17 protein-coding genes are annotated in these 19,365 nt (G+C 51.2%); 2 read left to right on the forward strand and 15 right to left on the reverse strand.

What is annotated here, in order from left to right; all coding sequences use genetic code 11:
- Positions 1-26 precede the first annotated feature (26 nt).
- The 8 genes from PXY01_RS10035 to coxB form a co-directional block, all read right to left on the reverse strand.
- Positions 27-1,235, reverse strand: coding sequence for an ABC transporter permease (locus tag PXY01_RS10035; RefSeq protein ID WP_127569712.1), 1,209 nt, complete (start codon positions 1,233-1,235; stop codon positions 27-29).
- A gap of 7 nt (positions 1,236-1,242) precedes the next feature.
- On the reverse strand, positions 1,243-2,127 hold the full coding sequence (locus tag PXY01_RS10040) for an ABC transporter ATP-binding protein (protein WP_127569713.1): 885 nt from the start codon (positions 2,125-2,127) through the stop codon (positions 1,243-1,245).
- Positions 2,128-2,359: 232 nt separating this feature from the next.
- Complete coding sequence (locus PXY01_RS10045) at positions 2,360-2,821, reverse strand: DUF420 domain-containing protein (protein ID WP_127569714.1); 462 nt, start codon at positions 2,819-2,821, stop codon at positions 2,360-2,362.
- A gap of 88 nt (positions 2,822-2,909) precedes the next feature.
- Complete coding sequence (gene ctaG / locus PXY01_RS10050) at positions 2,910-3,815, reverse strand: cytochrome c oxidase assembly factor CtaG (protein ID WP_127569715.1); 906 nt, start codon at positions 3,813-3,815, stop codon at positions 2,910-2,912.
- Between the two features lie 223 nt (positions 3,816-4,038).
- Positions 4,039-4,356: a cytochrome C oxidase subunit IV family protein gene (locus PXY01_RS10055; RefSeq protein ID WP_127569716.1), complete on the reverse strand. Its 318-nt coding sequence runs from the start codon at positions 4,354-4,356 to the stop codon at positions 4,039-4,041.
- A 4-nt stretch (positions 4,357-4,360) separates the two neighbouring features.
- Positions 4,361-4,981, reverse strand: coding sequence for a cytochrome (ubi)quinol oxidase subunit III (locus PXY01_RS10060; RefSeq protein WP_127569717.1), 621 nt, complete (start codon positions 4,979-4,981; stop codon positions 4,361-4,363).
- A 1-nt stretch (position 4,982) separates the two neighbouring features.
- Positions 4,983-6,791: a cytochrome c oxidase subunit I gene (gene ctaD, locus PXY01_RS10065; RefSeq protein WP_127569810.1), complete on the reverse strand. Its 1,809-nt coding sequence runs from the start codon at positions 6,789-6,791 to the stop codon at positions 4,983-4,985.
- A 76-nt stretch (positions 6,792-6,867) separates the two neighbouring features.
- Entirely contained in the window at positions 6,868-7,944 is a 1,077-nt protein-coding gene (gene coxB, locus PXY01_RS10070; protein WP_127569718.1) for a cytochrome c oxidase subunit II, read from the reverse strand.
- Positions 7,945-8,362: 418 nt separating this feature from the next.
- Between coxB and PXY01_RS10075 the strand changes: the two genes are divergently transcribed.
- A complete protein-coding gene (locus PXY01_RS10075) occupies positions 8,363-9,169 on the forward strand; it encodes a hypothetical protein (RefSeq protein WP_127569719.1) in 807 nt (268 codons plus the stop codon).
- Between the two features lie 109 nt (positions 9,170-9,278).
- Here the strand turns inward: PXY01_RS10075 and PXY01_RS10080 are convergent, their stop codons facing one another.
- The 7 genes from PXY01_RS10080 to PXY01_RS10110 form a co-directional block, all read right to left on the reverse strand.
- Positions 9,279-9,968 (reverse strand): DUF421 domain-containing protein, encoded by a 690-nt coding sequence (locus PXY01_RS10080; protein WP_127569720.1) that lies wholly within the window; start codon positions 9,966-9,968, stop codon positions 9,279-9,281.
- A gap of 49 nt (positions 9,969-10,017) precedes the next feature.
- Positions 10,018-11,685, reverse strand: a complete 1,668-nt coding sequence (locus tag PXY01_RS10085) for a glycoside hydrolase family 9 protein (RefSeq protein WP_127569721.1) — start codon at positions 11,683-11,685, stop codon at positions 10,018-10,020.
- Between the two features lie 134 nt (positions 11,686-11,819).
- Positions 11,820-12,488, reverse strand: coding sequence for a GNAT family N-acetyltransferase (locus tag PXY01_RS10090; RefSeq protein WP_127569722.1), 669 nt, complete (start codon positions 12,486-12,488; stop codon positions 11,820-11,822).
- Between the two features lie 23 nt (positions 12,489-12,511).
- Positions 12,512-13,198, reverse strand: coding sequence for a GNAT family N-acetyltransferase (locus PXY01_RS10095; protein ID WP_127569723.1), 687 nt, complete (start codon positions 13,196-13,198; stop codon positions 12,512-12,514).
- Positions 13,199-13,205: 7 nt separating this feature from the next.
- On the reverse strand, positions 13,206-14,066 hold the full coding sequence (locus tag PXY01_RS10100) for a carbon-nitrogen hydrolase family protein (RefSeq protein ID WP_127569724.1): 861 nt from the start codon (positions 14,064-14,066) through the stop codon (positions 13,206-13,208).
- Between the two features lie 362 nt (positions 14,067-14,428).
- On the reverse strand, positions 14,429-15,916 hold the full coding sequence (locus PXY01_RS10105; RefSeq protein WP_127569725.1) for a nicotinate phosphoribosyltransferase: 1,488 nt from the start codon (positions 15,914-15,916) through the stop codon (positions 14,429-14,431).
- Positions 15,917-16,064: 148 nt separating this feature from the next.
- Positions 16,065-18,233 carry a DNA topoisomerase III gene (locus PXY01_RS10110; RefSeq protein ID WP_127569726.1) on the reverse strand — a complete coding sequence of 723 codons (2,169 nt, stop codon included), beginning with the start codon at positions 18,231-18,233 and terminating at the stop codon, positions 16,065-16,067.
- Positions 18,234-18,424: 191 nt separating this feature from the next.
- Between PXY01_RS10110 and PXY01_RS10115 the strand changes: the two genes are divergently transcribed.
- On the forward strand, positions 18,425-19,291 hold the full coding sequence (locus tag PXY01_RS10115; RefSeq protein ID WP_164744374.1) for a M23 family metallopeptidase: 867 nt from the start codon (positions 18,425-18,427) through the stop codon (positions 19,289-19,291).
- The last annotated feature ends 74 nt before the right edge of the window (positions 19,292-19,365 follow it).

Here is a 19,365-nt window from a genome sequence, read left to right on the forward strand (position 1 = left end):
TGTATATCTCTTCCTTTAGACTTGGACTAAGCCTCTCTTGTCAACTTGATAATATCCGAGAACTTCGTCTTCTCTGCATAACGCATAACTCCGCTCGCATAGAGTCGGTTCGTGAAGAAGCTCAGAATACCAATCGTTACTGCAATTTCAGCAATCGTGATCACGAGCTCCAGTGCACCCGCCTCACCCATGACCATTCGCGAGAATGTCACCATCGGAGAGAACATCGGAATATACGAAGCGACAACGACCGTGAACGAGCTTGGATCGGCCATACACTTCACCGACAGGAAGAACGCCACCATCAACAGTACGTAAAGCGGAGCTGTTACAGAGTTCATATCTTCAATCCGGCTTACCATCGATGCCAGCGCAGCGTACATAATCGCATACAGCGAATAGCCGAGTATGAAGTACACAACCAAGAAGACGAACAGCTTCACTGTCACGATTGATATATCAATCGGCAAACCGAAAACCGTCATTTGCTCGCCGACCCAACCCATTTCGCGTGCTGTCAAATATCCTGCCGCTATGATCGCGATCTGTGTCAGTCCAGCCACCATCGAGGAGAGAACCTTCGCATACATCATTGTCGTTGGCTTAACCTTCGTAATCATGACCTCCATCACGCGCGATACTTTCTCACCCGCGATGCTCAAACCAACCATCTGACCGTACATCATAATGAACAAATACATCAGGAAGGAAAAGAAGTACACCAGACCCATCGCATCCGTCCGATTCAAGCTTTCTTCTTGTATCTCAATCTGCGCAAGCAGCGCTTGGGCTGCATCGGCAGCAATATTTTTCTCTTCCGTAACATGAACGATATACTGCATATTCAACTCGTTCTTAATGACCGCCAGCGCATCCAGATCAGGAAATTGGCTGTATGTATAAGCGATCGTCGGCATCCCGTTCGATTCACCTATCACGACGACGCCATCTATGTCGCCATTCTTCACTTCCTCCTTGCTCGCTTCCAGCTCACCGCTGTCAATTGCCGTAAGCTCTACGATATCCGATTGCTCATTGATTCCGTCAATATCCAGCTTGTATTCACTCGATTCGGACAGCAGCTTCAAGTTAAGCTTTGAATCGTCACTCATATAATGCGCAGCGACAAAAACGCCAACGACGAGCAGAAACATTACAACAGCCATAATTTTAAACGCTTTAGAGCGATAGCTTTCCTTCAGATGAAATTGAAATACTGTTAAGAACGGTTTCATCGTTCGATCACCCAACCCTTTCAATAAAGATTTGATGCAAAGAAGGCTCTTGAACGGAGAAGCTTCTAAGCGTTATATTTTGCTGCTCCAGCTGTTTAATGACGTCAAGCGCTCGTTCTGCGTTTTGTACTTGAGCCGTATATACGTTGTTCTTCCGTTCGAACGTTACTTGCAGACGGTTCAGACAAGGCGCTAAATCCTGCTCGCTCTCCAGCTTTACGTTCTTATAACCGTAATTTTCTTTAATCTCGTTCAGCTTACCGGAGAGGACGATTTGTCCTTTCTTCATCATGACGACGTTCTCACAGAACTGCTCAATCTGCTCCATCCGGTGGCTCGATAGAATAATCGTCTTATTGTCCGCGATCAACTGTTCAATAACACTGCTCAACATCTCGGCATTGACCGGGTCGAGACCGCTGAACGGTTCGTCGAGTATAATAAAATCCGGATCGTGCAGCAGTGTACCAATTAGCTGCACCTTCTGAGAATTACCTTTCGACAGCTCGCCTGCCACCTTGCCTCGGTATTCGTTCATCTCAAGCCGTTCAAACCAGTAATCGATTGCGGAATCGATCGCCTTCTTGCTCATACCCTCGAGTTGGCCGAAGTAACGAAGCTGCTCCACCACTTTAATCTTCGGATACAATCCGCGTTCTTCCGGCAGGTACCCGAATTTGATCTCACTCCGATTAAGCGGCTTGCCCTCCCACCATATCTCTCCGCTCGTCGGCTGTACGAGCCCGAGCAGCATCTTCAGTGTCGTTGTCTTGCCAGCCCCGTTGCGTCCGAGCATCCCGAGCACTTGTCCCTTCGGCAGCTCCAGATTCATGTCGTTCACCGCAACGATATCTTTATACTTCTTGTACAAATGCTTGATCTGCAGTGCCATATCCATTCATCCTCCATGACATCTAGAATGTCTATATTTGATTAAACATTGTATATACAGTGTATATAATGTGTGCTTACTGTGTATATCTTTATACACAGTATAATCACACTAGGGATGACTGTCAATATACCCCATTCAACTTTTTCCACAAAAAAAGATCTTTCTCGAACAGGCCGCTTACGCGCCTTCCAAGAAAGATCTTTCTTCATACTTATTCAACCTTATATCTCTAGCCAAAAATCGCATCTAATACAGGTTTCGTGTGTCCGCCTGGGTACATTACGTACAGCAGGACGTATACGGCAACTCCTGTAACCGCTGTAACGAACCAAATGACGGACGTGACACGTCCCCATTTGCGATGCTTTGCATACTTCGCCCTATAGCCGAGCGTCAACGTCGTAATACCAAAAACAGCCGCCACAGTTGCCAGCGTAATATGAAAGATCAAGAATACGAAATAATACGGCTTCAGACTGTCCGGCCCGCCCCATTCCGTATTGCCGACGAAGATCGTTCTGCTCATGTAGACAATAAAGAATATCGTTGCGGCTACGGCCGCCCAGAACATTACTTTCTTGTGCGCCTCCAAATTGCGTTTGATCGCAAGCCGCCAGCCAATCGCGACAAGAATCGCACTTATTACAATAAATGTCGTGCTGATGGTCGGAAAAATACTGTACAGATCCATTCTGCTTCCACCTCACTGGGTTATGTAGAGGGCTGCGGCTGTTCGTTCGCTGCCGCAAAGCCATTCAAAACTATGATGATTCAAATTATTAGGTGCCGTTTGCTGGATTCGGCTCCGCCTTCGGCGCATCGTCATCGGCGTGCTCACGCTTGAACCAATGGAAGAAAATATAAGCGAGTATCGCGCCATACATTACTTCCTGGATCAGCTTCATTACAATTCCGCCCGTCTGCTGGTCCTCGAGCGGCCCTAGCAGCTTGAAAAATTGCGGCCCGCCTACCTGATCGAGCAAATACGACGGATCTCCAGCGACGCAGTATCCCATCATTTTAACCCATGTAGTCGGATCATTATAGGCGTCATATAATGGCGACCCTGCAAATATAATGAGCGCGCACGCTGGTGTCAGCAGCGCACCATTCGCGAACACATAAGCCATCTTCCGTACATCGGTAAGCCGGCTCCATTCCGGAACAGGTGAGAACACTTGTATCCACATCATGAACGATGTTACGATCAGCACCACGTAGAACAGTCGGTGGATGGTATAATGAGTCATGACATAGTCGTGTACAAGCGGAATATGGTAGAGTGAGAACACCATATTGAACAGCACGAGACAAAAGATCGGATGCATTAAAAGTTTCAACTTGCCCCACAAGCTCCATCTAAACATTAGCCGCCACATGAAAGAGGTCGAGCCTGCCAGCACAAGCGGCGGTACGATCAAGTAAGACAACGACATGTTCAGCATATGGAACGAGAACATCATATGACCGAGCAAGCTGAGCGGCCCAGCCTGTGCCAGATAGAAAAGGAACGCGGCAGTTAAGAACGTGAACTTCTGCCAACCGCTTGCGGCCTCTTCATGCGGTGCATGCGTGCGTCGATACGGCCCGTCCACATATAAGTAGAGAATGACAACCGCCGCCATCCCGAACAAAAATAACGGACTCCACACTTCTCTGAACGAAAAATATTGCAAGCCGAGCATCTTAAACCCCTCTCATAGGTTCAGCCGTTATGACAACTTTCAGCCGGATATGCGGGAACAAGCCTAGTATAGCATAAGCATTTCCCAACTCCTACCCAGACAACGATGCTCGCACCGTGTACCGGGTAGGAGTTCATCAATTTGTCAAAGGAACAGCCCTTAACGTATGCAAAAAAGGAGGACCACAAGGATCCTCCTTAGCCTTATTAGCCTTGCTTCGCCATTACCACCAAGCCCAGTATTCAGCCATGATAACCATCGTGAATACGATGACGACACCTGTCAGAATACCAATGATTGGAAATGCATGACCGCGGTCCTTCATATGCATCCAGAAGCCCATCTGAACGAACACTTGAATACCCGCCATCACCAGAAGAATGAAAATGATGAACGATGCGTTGATCTCGCCGCCCATCACGGCAGCGAATGCGATCAATGTCAGAAACATCGACAAGAGATAAGCAACGATGTGCTTGCGCGGACCTTCGTGCTTATGGCGTTTCTTCGTCTCTTCCGCAGCGGAATGGTTTGCAGCCATTGACTTAGCCCACCTTTCCCATCAGATAGACGACCGTGAAGATGAACACCCACACGACGTCGATAAAGTGCCAGTACATACCAGCTACATAAATCTTCGGAGCCGTGACGACGTTAAGCCCTTTCTTCAAGACCTGACCGATCAAGATGCTGATCCAGAGAACACCGAACGCTACGTGTCCACCGTGGAAGCCAACAAGCGTATAGAACGATGAACTGAACGCACTTGTTGTAAAGCCATGGCCTTCATGAACATATTCATAGAACTCGTAAATCTCCAATCCTAAGAAGCCGAGACCGAATATTACCGTAATCGCCAGCCACCAGAGCATAGCGGATTTCTTGCCTGCATGCATCGCTTGAATTGCGAATACGCTCGTCAAGCTGGATGTAAGCAGGATGAACGTTGCAATCGCAACCGTCGACAAGCTGAACAATTCGTTCGCTGTCGGATTGCCCTCACCTACTTGATCGCGGAGGGCGAGGAATGCGGAGAACAGCGTACCGAACAATACCGTTTCCCCGCCAAGGAACAGCCAGAAGCCAAGCACTTTATTGCGGCCTTCCAGCGTTGCCTTCTCAGGCTCATGCGGAAGTTGGCCGTCTGCGTGTGTATGTGCGCTCATGCTATGCTCTTACCCCCTTGTCTTCCAGCTCTTCCGGCTCGATATGGAAGCCATGATCGTCCTTGAGCGAGCGGATCAGCATACACAAGAACGTAATTGCAAGGCCAGCACCACCAATAGCGTAATTGTGGTACATGAAGCCGAAGCCTGCAATGAACAAACCGATTGACATGAACAATGGAAGAATCGATGGCGACGGCATATGAATCGGACCGAGCGGTTCCGCTGGCATCATCTCTTTGTTGCCGTCCATTTTCTCTTTCCAATATGCATCGTATCCACGTACGAGTGGCGTTTGCTTGAAGTTATACTCCGGTGCCGGCGACGGAATCGTCCACTCCAGCGTACGTCCGTCTTCCCACGGATCGTTCGAAGCCTTCTTACCGCTGATCGCAGTTACAATAATGTTGATAATGAAGAAGATCGTACCGAGCCCCATTAATAGCGAGCCGATCGTACTGATCAAGTTCATTCCGTTAAAGCCCAAGCCGTCCAGATACGTGTAAATCCGACGCGGCATCCCCATCAGACCGAGGAAGTGCTGAATAAAGAATGTCATATGGAAGCCGATATAGAACGTCCAGAACGTCAGCTTGCCGAGACCTTCGTTCAGCATCTTACCGAACATCTTCGGCCACCAGTAATGAAGGCCTGCGAAAATACCGAGAATCAGACCACCAACAATAACGTAGTGGAAGTGCGCAACAACAAAGTACGAGTCGTGATACTGGAAGTCAGCCGGTGCTGCCGCGAGCATAACACCCGTTACGCCACCCATTACGAATGTTGGTACGAAGCCGACAGCGAACAGGTTCGCAGATGTGAACTTTATTGAGCCGCCCCACATCGTAAACAGCCAGTTAAATATTTTAATCCCTGTCGGTACGGCGATCAGCATTGTCGCGATGGAGAACAATGCGTTGGCAACAGGTCCCAGACCTGTTGTAAACATGTGATGCGCCCATACCATGAAGCCGAGGAAGCCGATCAGTACAGTCGCGAAGACCATGGAGCTGTATCCGAACAGACGCTTACGCGAGAACGTACTGACAACCTCGGAGATTACGCCGAAAGCCGGCAGAATGAGAATGTAAACCTCAGGGTGTCCGAAAATCCAGAAGATATGCTCCCACAGTACAGTATTACCGCCATTGGCAACGTTAAAGAAATTCGCTTCGAACAGCCGGTCGAACATCAGTGCAACGAGACCGACCGTCAGGGCAGGGAATGCGAACAAAATCAGTGCCGATGTTACGAAGATTGCCCACGTGAACATTGGCATCCGCATGAACGTCATACCTGGTGCCCGCATGTTAATAATGGTAACTAGGAAGTTAATACCGCCGATCAGCGTACCGATACCAGCGATCTGCAGGCCGATAACATAATAGTCGACCCCATAATCGTCGCTGAATGCCGGGCTCGCGAGCGGTACGTAAGACGTCCAGCCCGCATCTGGCGCTCCGCCCGTGAACCAACTCACGTTCAGCAGCACGCCGCCGAAGAAGAACGTCCAGAAGCCGAGCGAGTTCAGAAACGGAAACGCTACGTCGCGTGCGCCGATCTGAAGCGGTATAACTGCATTCATCAGCGCGAACAGCATTGGCATTGCTGCAAGAAAGATCATCGTCGTGCCATGCATGGTCAGAAGCTCATTGTATGTATCCGCGCTAACGAAGTCGTTAAGCGGCTTCCACAGCTGAATACGAATCAATATCGCTTCCAGACCGCCGATGAGGAAGAACAACCCACCGGCAATCAAATAAAGAATACCGATTTTCTTATGGTCAACGGTCGTCAACCAGTCCATGAGTCCCCGGTAACGTTTGACCGTATGCGCATGCGCGTGTGCCAAGGTTAATGCCCCCCTTTAAGTCCCCCGATGATTATTTCTCGTAGTCGATTTTAAGTCCAGCCAAGTATTGAGCGATGCCGTCTATTTCTTGTTCGGACAGCTCATTCTCAAACCCAGGCATCAATGCACCAGGCTTAACCGCTTCCGGGTTCTTGATCCACTTCTTCAAGTTTTCCACGGTTGTACCTTCGTTCTTATACTTCGCGTCGTCCGTGTTGATCAGGATACCGCCGACCGTCATCCGGCTGCCGATATCCGTTAAGTTCGGGAACGACAGACCGCCTTGTTCGCCGATCGCGTGGCAGGACAAGCAATTGTTCACGAGTGCATCTTTAATTGCAGGATCGCTTGGCAGTGCTACAGGAGCCTTAATGGCAGCTTTCCAGTTCTCGAACGAAGCCTCGTCGACCGCTTTCACTTTAAAGTCCATTAGCGCGTGAGAGGTACCGCACAGCTCGGCACACTTACCGAGGTATACACCAGCCTTTGTCGCTTCGAAATACATTTTGTTCGTATTCGCAGTACCGTTAGCATCCGCTGTACCCGTGTTTGTGTCGATTTTGCCCGCAAGGGACGGAATCCAGATGGCGTGCTTAACGTCGCCGGACTTCGTCGTGATTGCAATCTTCTTACCCGTCGGGATTACAAGCTCTTGCGCCGTCCGGATATCATACTCCGGATAGTAGAATTCCCACCAGAATTGGTGCGACGTAACTTCTACTTTAATAGCGTCTTTATCTTTAGAGTAATCCTTAGAGAGACCGAATACGGAGTTCACCGTCGGTACAGCCAGAATGACGAGCAAGATCAAAGGAATTACCGTCCAGATAATCTCCAGCTTATGGTTTCCTTCTACCTGTACTGGAATTTTGTTATCTCCAGGACGTCTGCGGAAACGAACAATTACATACAAGGAGATCGCGAATACGACGACTACGACGATGAGCATGATACTGATCGCCAATTTCATCAGTCCGAATTGCTCTTCCGCCACTGGCCCTTGCGGGTTCAATGCCGAAAGATCTGCGCGCCCGCATGCCGACAGCAACAACATCATTCCGGCAAAGAGCGGCAGAAGGCGCTTTCCTACGTTCCACCGGTTCATCATTCATCAACCCCACTTTTTACGTTTTCGCAGTTGCTTTCAGATGGCGAGGAAAGGCGCAAACTGCGTTTTCTAGAGATGTTTTACAACTTCTGCATTAAATCACTTAATTAAATATAAAGTTGAAGGATGTTTTTGTCAATCATTCCGAAAGAGTTCACAAATTGTTCTCAAAACCGTCAAAAATGCGATGATAACGGGCTTTTTAACATTTCTTCCACTCGCTTTTAACCGGTTTGCGAGCACCTCTTTCGACCTGATCCGACACCTCACTCGACATCAATTTCCACTGCTTGCGAAAACTGCTTTATGTACATTGTGCACCTAATGAATGGTCAATTATGTATCGAAGTTTCAACGTATATTTCCGCCTGCGCGGCGAACGCTATCCGTAGTGCATTTATGAAGGAGGTACTTATGGATGAGGACCAACTATTCAAGACTTGCCCGCAGTCTTGTTCTGCTTCTAGGTATTTCGGTCATGTCCAGCGGCTGCAGCAGCTATAAGTATGAGCCGCATGGCTATAAATCAAACACGTACAGCACGCGCAACGCTGGTCAGCAGAGAGAGCTGGGCGAGCGGCAATTCGGAGCCTTGTCCATTGGACAGGACAATCACCAGAATCAGTATTTTGAGTACAGCTCCTACATCTCGAAAGAGATAACCAAAATCGACGGCATCTCATATGCGAACGTCATGCTGACTGACAAGAATGCTTATGTTGGAATTGTCTTCCATGGTAATGCAATGCGAACGAAGTCCGGAGGTCGCGATAAGAAAGAGCAAAACCTTAGCGGAGCCAACGAAGGTGTATACAACCATACAACCGGCAGCCCGTTCTGGGACGGACGAGAGCTGGCGACGCCATATGGCCCTGCATTAACAGTAAACGATCATAATGAGCTTCCGGACGGATTAAAGCAAGCCATCGCGCTCCGCGTCCGCAAGCTTGCTCCCCGCGTGAAGGAGGTTCACATTTCGGCGAACCGCGAATTCGTAAACCGGCTGATCGAATATGCGAAGAAATCATGGATGAATGAATCACTTAAACCGTATCTTGAAGACTTCAATGCGCTCGTGGCCCACCAATTTGCCGGCAGCGATAAACGTCCGGCCAGTATCCGCCGCATCTCTCCGAAGACGACGGGTGTGGACCGCAATACAGGTGACAAGGACGGGCCTAACGGAGAGCCGAAAAGCGGCGCTGATAACGGTGATACGCGGTAATTCCAATATTTTCTGAAAATTTATCTTCTATTATATATAGGGCATGTAAGAACTATATAAGAGGCGCTTTCCCTTCAAGCGCCTCTTTGCAATGAACAAGGGGAGCGCTTTATGGAATAGAGCGCTCCCCTGTCTGAATCGTAATGTCGCCGGCATCGTCCACCTGAGCCAAGAATACTTCTTCAAGTCGAACGCCTTTATTAGCTAGTTGTTGATGAAGCCACTTGCTGTCGTAGCCTGATTTGCGAAGCGCTTCCTCTATAATAACGCCGTCCATAATGACGCTCTCCGGCTGCCGCTCCTCCTTAACTGCCCAGCCAAGCGCTTGAGCGGTTAGCGGCTGCTGTTCTTTCTTCAGCATGAACGTAATGTCTCCGTTCGATTCCATGACTGCGAACTCCACGTCCGCCACCCGATGGATGTTCTTGCTTCGCATTTTCTCCAAGAACTCATCGAGCGTGACTCTCTCCTTGAATAGATTTTTTTCTATCAGCGTTCCTTTTTCGATAAGAATACGCCCTTTGCCATCTACCCAATTACGCAGCACTCTACTCTTCATTGTCGCAAATTCCATGACTACAGATACAAGCACCCAAACCGACATCGCCACGAGCCCTAAATACCACTGGCTGTCTGTGTCGAGCGATAAATACGCCGCAATATTGCCGATCGTAATACCTGTAATGTATTCGAACAGCGATAGCTGCGATATTTGCCGCTTTCCAAGGATCTTGGTCATCGTGAACAATATTACTACGCCAGACAATGTACGCAGCGCAACTTCTAACCAGGTTGGCACAGCAAACACCCCTCCCTCTTAAGTTTAGGATGCCGCTGAATACGGTTAATTATGCCTGATGCTGCATATCGAGCGCTGCTGCAACGTATACAGCCGGGGAGTTCCAATATATGGTATTCTCGTTCGTCGAGTAACTCTCCTCATGATCGATGTAGCATGCAGCAGGAGGAAGATCCTTTAGCCTCGAAGCAGCAATCTCATCCTGGAGCCCTGCATTCGGACCGCCCGCCACAATGCCCGGTACCGGATCTGTTACGCCGTCAGCCACAGACGGTCGATGATGCGGGTGCATGACGGAATAAGAACCGAAGCCCGTGACGTAGCAAATACCTAGTACGTTGTTTCCGAGCAAGTAGTCCCATTGATATTGAGCTGCACGGCAGTATGCTTCACGCTTGGCTGCATCCTCCGTCAAATCAGCCGCCATGAGCAAGTGCATTCCGTCATTCATAACGATCATATTGCTGCCCCAAATGTAGCCGTCGGATGGAAGCGCGACGCCGAAGCCATCGCGCAGCGAGGCGGTGAGCAGTTCATCGGCGCGGTCAAGCCAGGCTCGTTGCAAATCATCCAGAAGCGCTCGATTCTCTCCCCGCTCCCGCAAAGCGGCTATAAGCGCTGTTGTTCCATAACCGCCAACATCGGCCCAGCCAAACGGACAAAGCGGGAAGCTGCCGCTCTTGGCCAGCTGCTCTGATCTGTTCAAATACACAGCTTCACCAGTCAGCCGATACAGCTCGGCCGCTGCCCAATAAAGCTCGTCCACGACAGTCTCATCGCCATATTCCCCGGTCGTAACATCGGACGGATTGCGAAAGCCCGTCCTCTCCTGCTCATCCGCTTGCTCAAGCCACTGCCACGAACGTTCCGCCGCTTCTTGACATACACGCGCGAAAGCGGCGTCGAACGGCGCATAGACGCGAGCAGCCATCGCCATCGAAGCTGCGAACGTACCGGCAGCGGTGAACGATACCGGCGAGAACACGAGATCGGCAAGATCGTCCTCTGGCATGACATTCAGTCCCGTGAAGGCATAGGTCGTCAGCTTATGGTAGACAGCGCCGTCCTGACGCTGATTAAGCAGCATCCAATCGAGCTCATAACGTGTCTCGTTCAGAATATCCGGGATTCCGTTGCCGCTTTCCGGAATTACCGTCAGCTCTTCGAACGCCTCAGGATATCGCTCGTATGCAAGCATGAGATCCGCAACGGCCTTTGCAGCCGCTACCATATATTTTCCATAATCACCTGCATCGTGCCAGCCGCCAGCTGATGGAAGCAGCGTATCCGTATCTCCATGCACTTCGCCATGCGCAAGATGGCAAGCACCGTGCTTCCACGGACCGGCGAACTCCTCTGTCAGCTCCATACCGCAGCGCATATAGTAGAAGTTTTTGAGCAACGCCAGCTTAATCTGTTGATAAGGACGCGGCGAGATCGTGAACGTCTCGGATTCGATACCGCCCTCCATAACGATACGATAACGTCCCGCTTCATCCAATCCGTCCAAGCTTGTGCGGCTGACCGGAATACCAGCAGAAGCATCGTCCGTTAAGGGTCCGGTCTTTCCTTTATATACGGTCTCATCCGTATCCACGTTAACGACTTCAAAGCGTCCATTGGCCAATTGACTTGTAAACGCTTTCGTTTGTCCTAACGTAAAACCAAGCTGGTTCATTCGGATTGCCGGCTCGTTCCACTGTTTCCGTGTAGTCATATACATTGCCCCCTCATCAATACAATATGAATCGCAATAACTTCATTCAATACCATGATTATACATGAACAAAAGAGCGGATAACCCCGCTCTTTCTTGTGCAATCTTTATGCTCAATTGTCATGTCCTTACGATTATAGAGGTAAAAGTGCAATCTTATCCTTCGAATCAAGCGCAGCGACCATCGCTTCCCAAGCGGCAGGCTTGTTCGGCAGCACGGCGTAATAACGACGCAAAAACTTCGCAACTAACGAGGCATCGATCTTATCCCGTCCGTCATAAGGAAGAAAGCCCAGGTCCAGCTCCTCGACGGCCTCTCCATCATTCTGCCAAGAAGGATGTACGTATGGCATATCGATCCGCTTGTAGCCCATATGGGACAATACTTCCCGGCGAACATACGGATTCATCGTCATTAAACCGCCGAAATCATGATTAGCCGCCCGATACGGATCGTATATTTCGGCGAACATGCCGTCAAGCTTCTGTCCGAACGAAGCAGCTAACGCATCCAGATCCCGCTGGCGCTCATTCCAAAGGAACGGGCCGACGCCAAGCCCTGGACGACCAACGATCGTAAAGTCAGTCATCGCAACATTAAAGTCCGGATAATAACGGTACTCGGTCGTTCCGACTACCTCACCCTCATGAACGGCAACGAACACTCGAATACCGGGGTCCTCGAGCGGCTCCTTCCACAAGTCGAACGCAAGCACCTCCTCCGGAGGAAACACTTCGCCCATCAGTTTATGCATGGCCGCAAACAGCGGATCTGCGATATTCGTAATTCGGATATATTCCATTAACCGCCCAACTCCTTCAATATTCATTGGCTCTTCGTATGAAGAAATGGATTGCGCCATTCCATCAGCGCTGCATTATTGCCGGACTCTTCATCATTCAGATAGTTACGAACGACGCCGATCGGCGTTCGGCCGACACGCAGCATGAAGCTAATAACCGGATCGTTCAGCTCGGCGCGAATGACAGCGTCCAAATACTGCTCCGGCGACATCCGATCCGCCACAAGATGATAGCCTGACAGTCGGCCCCCGCCCAGCAGACGAGTCAGCCTATGATGAACGACAACATCGTACATGGAGAACATAAGCCATTGTCCAAGCCTAAGCTTACGATACTGCGGCCGGACACAGAGGTCGACGACATATAGAGTATCGCCGGATGGGTCATGATTACGGATATAGCCGTTATCCGTTATTTCCTCCCAGCTGTGCTCGGGATGCGCTGGGTCGAATTGAACGATCAGTCCCGTCATCGAGCCGGCCAATCTGCCATCCACCTCGATGCACAGCGCACCTTCGGGGAACCGTTCAATATGGCTGGCCAGCTGCTCGCGGTTCCACCATTGCTCAGGCGGATAAGGCGGAGGAAAGCACTCGGCCTGAATTTGAATCAGTTCATCGAAATCGGCTTCTGTATAGCTGCGTACGACAGCTGGAACAGGCTTGCCGTCGTTCATTACATAGAACGATTTATAGTAGGGGATCGACATGGATCGTTCACTTCCAATCCGTATATAGATCAGTCCGGCGATCCCGCCAGGTTGTCACCGAGCCCCGCTCCCTCACTTCATAAAGAAGCGACAGGTCGAGATCGGCCGTAACAATCATATCCCCGTTAATTTCCCCCTCAACCATAATGCCGCGCGGTGGAAAAGGAATGTCATTCGGCGTCAGTACGGCAGCTTGCCCATAATTCAGCCGCATGAAGTCGACTGTCGGCAGCGAGCCGACCGTGCCTGTTGTGACGATATATATCTGGTTCTCGATCGTTCGCGCATGCGCGCAGTAACGAACGCGATAGAAGCCTTGGCGGTCATCGGTGCACGACGGACAGAAAATAATGTCTGCCCCTTTCGCCCGCGCCATCCGAACAATCTCGGGAAACTCGATGTCGTAGCAGGTCAGCATCGCGATCCGGCCTTTGGGCGTATCGAATACGGCCAATCCGTCACCAGCGCCCATATTCCACTCCGTTACTTCTGTCGGCGTAATATGCAGCTTCGGCTGCACACCAACTGTGCCGTCCGGCATGAATAGATGGGCTGCGTTCAACAGCTTACCTTCGCTCGTCCGGATGACATGCGTGCCGCCGATAATGTACATGTTATACCGGGCGGCCAGCCCTTTGAACAATTCGAGATAGGCATCTGTAAATTCAGGCAATGCATCAATGCTGCGCGCTTTACCACTCTCATCCGGAATAGACATCAGCTGTGTCGTCATAAACTCCGGGAACAGCACGTATTCAGAGCCAAATTCGTCTGCGGTGCGTATGTAATGCTCAACCTGCGCGGCGAACGCCTCGAAGGAATCGATAGTATGCAAATGATACTGTACGGCAGAAACCCTTAATCTCATCTCACACCTCCAAATATTTCATCCTCTTATTGTGACGCAAAAATGCTGGCGCAACAAGAGTACGAATGGCATCGCCTGATCATTATTCCAATTTCGTAAAAGGATATCAGAGCTGCTATAATCCTAGTACATGAATAGCCCCAAAAGAAGGTATTCGTATCGTTAGTCCAATCGAACATCGTGACTTACTGGACGACCATACCGTAATTTCGCTGCCGACATCCTTCACAGCAATACCAATTATATTGTCAGGGTTACACAGTTGGAATTCCGCCTGCATTACGCGCTCCCGTCCACGTACAGATTGATCTCTTCGTTCATCCGCAGCCGGGCGAATGACTTCATCAGCTCGACTAGACGCCTTATTCGCTCTTCGGACTGTATTGTTCGATAAGCTTCATTTTCTGCTCCCATACCTCGACGCTAAGGTCGATTGGATACGTCTGCGGATTCACTTTGCGCAGCACTTCAGGCGGGAACAGCTCCAGTTGCCGGCGGTGATAGTCCCGAATAACGGACAATGTCGGCAGCTTGTCAACCAGCTCTCCCTCCATAATAACAGGCTTAAGCAGCGGAATCGCCTCATAATCGGACAAAAACTTGTTCCGATAAGGCTGCGTCGGATCAATTAATCTTACCCGCTTCCCTTCCCGAATGTCCGTCTCCCAAGGAAAAGCCAAATAATCCGCTTCCGCCTTGCCTGTCCGCCGATTCACGATTCGGTACACATCCTTGCTGCCTGGTGTCGACACCTTCTCTGGGTTACCGGACAGCTTAATGACCGGTTTCAACTCGCCGCCCTGAACCGTTTCACGCGCTACCAGCTTATATACGCCGCCAAGCGCCGGCTGATCGGCCGCCGTAATAAGCTGCGTCCCGACGCCCCATGAATCGATTCTCGCTCCTTGTGCCTTCAGCTCTGCTATAATCGACTCATCCAGATCGTTGGAGGCTACGATGCCAACATCCTCGAACCCTGCTTCATCGAGCTGCCGCCGCGCTTCCTTGGATGTGAGGGCAAGGTCGCCGCTGTCGATTCGAATTGCACTCATCCGCTTACCTCGGGCAGCCAGCATACGAGCCGTGTGGATCGCATTCGGTACGCCGCTGCCCAGTGTATCATAAGTGTCGACGAGCAGCGTCACATTATCGGGCAGTGCCTCAGCATAACGGTCGAAGGCCTCCTGCTCACTGTCATGCGCCTGCACCCAGGCGTGCGCATGCGTTCCTTTGGCCGGGATACCGAACAGCATCGCAGCCCGCATGTTCGACGTTGCATCGAACCCTGCGATATATGACGCTCTCGCCCCCCATACCGCCGCTTCCGCCTCCTGCGCTCGCCGGGTGCCGAACTCCATCAGCACGTCCTTCTCTGCTGCTCGCCGAATGCGCGCTGCCTTCGTCGCAATGAGCGTCTGATAGTTCATGAAATTAAGAAGCGCCGTTTCTACCAGCTGAGCTTCGAACACACGCGCCTCCACTCGAACGAGCGGCTCATTCGGAAAGACTAGCGTTCCTTCCGGCACTGCCAGCACGTTCCCGCTGAACCGGAATTGACGAAGCTCCGCCAGAAACTCTTCATCATATTGTTCTTCCTGCTCTTGCAGAAAAGAAATTTCATGCTCATGAAACCGAAGCGACCGGATGTAATCAACGATCCGCTCCAATCCTGCAAACACGGCATATCCATTGCCGAACGGCAGCTTGCGGAAATAAGCCTCGAACACAACTTTCCGATTATGCGTGCCATTCTTCCAATGCGCATACATCATATTAATCTGATATTTGTCCGTATGCAGTGCCATATGGCCGTATTCACGGCCTTCCGTTCCGTCAAAATGTATCGTCATGCCCGTTCCCTCCAGCTCGTGCTTGTCCAATTGGTATGATATAAAGAAGCCGAACCTTCTGGTTCGGCTATTGAAGTGCCTATGGGACTAGCATGCTCCATTATTCGCCTCAGAATGCTGCTCTGAATAATTTGCCTGCTGCTCGATGCTACTTCGCGTCGCCCTTGCCTTCTAGCGCAGCCTTAAGCGCATCGGCCAAGCCGCTATTTAGCGATACTTTATCGCTATACTTCTCAACAAGCCGCTTCTGCTGATGCTTGCTGACTCGGCCACCGCCCGCTTTGTCCTCCAGCATCTCAATCACGTTGCATCGGCGGCACTGAGCGTATTTGCCCGCCTTGCCCGTGTGGATTTCCATCTTCTTGCGGCACTGCGGACAGCGCTTGTTCGATAACGTCGGCTCTGCGGCTCGGCGATAGCCGCACTCCCGATCCTGGCAGACGAGCATCTTACCTCGCTTACCGTTAATCTCTATCATCGGCTTGCCGCAATCCGGACAGCGCGAATGGGACAGATTGTGCGGCTTATATTCCCTCGTCTCCGCCTTCACCTCTTGAACCCAGGCTGCGGCTTTAAGACGAATGCCCGCCATAAACTTCTTCGCGTCGCCTTGACCTTTAGCGATACGCTCAAGCTCTCGCTCCCAATCGGCGGTGAGCTCAGGACTGCGCAGCTCCGGTGCGGCAAGCTCGATCAGCTGCTTGCCTTTCCCCGTCGGAACAAGCCGATTACCTTGACGTTCGATAGTTTGCGTTGACAGCAGCTTCTCAATAATATCTGCACGCGTCGCTGGCGTTCCAAGCCCGTACTTCTCCATCTTACCCAGCAATCCCGCTTCCGTATAGCGTGCCGGCGGCTGTGTCTTCGACTCGCGAAGCTTCGTCTGTTTCACCGCTAGCGTCTGACCTGAAGTAAGCGGAGGGAGCAATTGTCCACCGCTGCTGCTGCGCGTATCGCTTGCCGCTTCCTCTAAGCCGTCATCCTCTCCGGCAAGATCAGCCCCCTGAACGCCGCCGTATGCTTCCTTCCAGCCTGCGTCCTTCAGCACATTGCCGCGTGCATACAGCCTGTCATCGCCTACCCGGATAACGGCGCTCGTCTCGTCATAACGGCAAGGCGGACTGAACAGCGCAAGAAACCGCCGTACAATCAGCTCATGAAGCTTTCGCTCCTCTGGGCTGAGCGCCGACAGATTGACGTACTGTTCTGTCGGAATGATAGCATGGTGATCACTTACCCTACTGTCGTCGACCACCCGCTTCGTCACTGGAAGCGGCGACTTCAGCAGCTTCCGCGCAAGCGCCGCATACGGACCTACCGCTACGCTTTCCAGCCGGCCCTTCAGCGTCGGCACCATATCGGACGATAAGTAACGCGAATCAGTCCGCGGATACGTCACGAGCTTATGCTGCTCATACAGCCGCTGTAGCACGTTCGACGTCTGCTTGGCGGAGAAGCCAAGCCGCTTATTCGCATCCCGCTGCAGCTCCGTCAAATCATAAGCAAGCGGATGCGGCTCGCTCCGCTCCGAAGTGCGGAGCTTCTCCACGGTCGCTTGCTTGCCGCTCAAGCGGGCAACGACCGCTTCCGCCTCTTCGCGCTCCCAGATCCGTCCATCATGATCTTCAGCATTGCGCCAATTCGCTTGAAAGCCGCCAAATTCAGCCGATACAGTCCAATACGGCTTCGGCTGGAAGCTGTTAATTTCTCGTTCCCGCTCCATCAGCATGCCGAGCGTTGGCGTCTGAACCCGGCCCGCTGACAGCTGGGCATTATATTTGCTCGTCAGCGCGCGCGTCACGTTCAGCCCGATCAGCCAGTCCGCCTCCGCGCGGCATACAGCCGATGCGTACAGCCGGTCGTATTCACGCCCTGGCTTCAGCGACGCAAAGCCGTCCTTAATCGCCTTATCGGTCTGAGACGAAATCCACAACCGCTTGAACGGCTTCTTCCAGCGTACAAGCTCCATAATCCAGCGAGCGACCAGCTCGCCTTCACGTCCTGCATCGGTTGCAATGATAAGCTCGCCAATATCCGGCCGCCGACACAGCGCTGCAACCGCTTTGAACTGGCCGGACGTCTCCTTTAGCGGCTTCAGCGTCATCGTCTCCGGCATAATCGGCAAATCATCCAAATTCCATGTTTTATATTTCGGATCGTAATCCTCCGGCTCCGACAGCCCGACGAGATGGCCGAGCGCCCATGTTACAACATAAGACGGCCCTTCTATGTAGCTTTTGTTTTTATTCGTACAGCCGAGCACGCGCGCGATCTCCCGTGCTACGCTCGGCTTCTCTGCCAATACGAGTGATTTCATATGTAAAATTTAAAGCCTCCCCATCCAAGCTTCCTCGCTTCATTATCGGTCATTTCGTGAAAAGAAGTCAAAGAGCGCATCGATTAGCTTCCATCATTTACCTCTTCACATTCGATGCTGTTCCCCTTTTAATGAAATGTAAAGGGTTACAGCCATTCAATATACTATACGCGAAGCGAGGAGAACTATCGATGAACAGACATCTACCGATCCGCCAGCGAATAAAAAAAGCTATACGCACAAGCCTGTTAAGCACAGCCGTACTCGGCCTATTGTCCGCTCCAGCAAGCGTCTACGCCGCATCCTATACGGTGAAGCCGGGAGACACCCTCTGGTCCATTGCCACTCAATCCAGCACAACTGTCGATAATCTCAAAAAGCTAAATAACCTGAAATCGGACATGCTGTTAACCGGCCAGACGCTTCAGGTTCCATCTCCCTCTTACTATACTTCTTATAACGTACAGGCAAACGACACGATGTGGATCATCAGCAACCGATACAGCATTCCGCTGAACAAGCTGCTTGCAGCCAATACTCAGCTCACCAATCCGAATGTCGTCTGGAAAGGTCTTACGATTAACATCCCGAAACGTCCGGCAGGCTTTCGCGATGGCGTGTTTCCGTTGAAAGCCAAAGCTTACTCGCCTTTTAGCAACACATACGCAGATGCTCGCACTTGGTCATCGAGCGGCGAGACGGCCCGGTCTCATGAAGGCGTAGATATTATGGCAGCCGAAGGCACGCCGATTTACAGCGCACTTGGCGGTACCGTAGTGCAATACGGCTGGTCGGAGCTCGGAGGCTGGCGGCTGACGATCCGTGTCGACTCGACGACCGATTTTTATTACGCGCATATGTCTAGGTACGCGCCAGGTATCAAGAAAGGCTCTGTCGTCCAGAAGGGACAGCTGATCGGTTATGTCGGCAGCACCGGCTACGGTCCAGAAGGCACGAAGGGCATGTTCGATCCGCATCTTCACTTTGGCATTTACAAAATAAGTCCATACACATCCGTTGATCCCTTCCTCTTCCTGAAGTGGTGGGAGCTCGGCTAACGTATGGCGAATGCCGCGTACGAGCTCGTTTCAATCAGCAGCGAGGTCAGTTTTATGCATCCGGTGCAGGAATT

The organism is Paenibacillus xylaniclasticus (genome assembly GCF_004001065.1).
Taxonomy (GTDB): Bacteria; Bacillota; Bacilli; order Paenibacillales; family Paenibacillaceae; genus Paenibacillus_T; species Paenibacillus_T xylaniclasticus.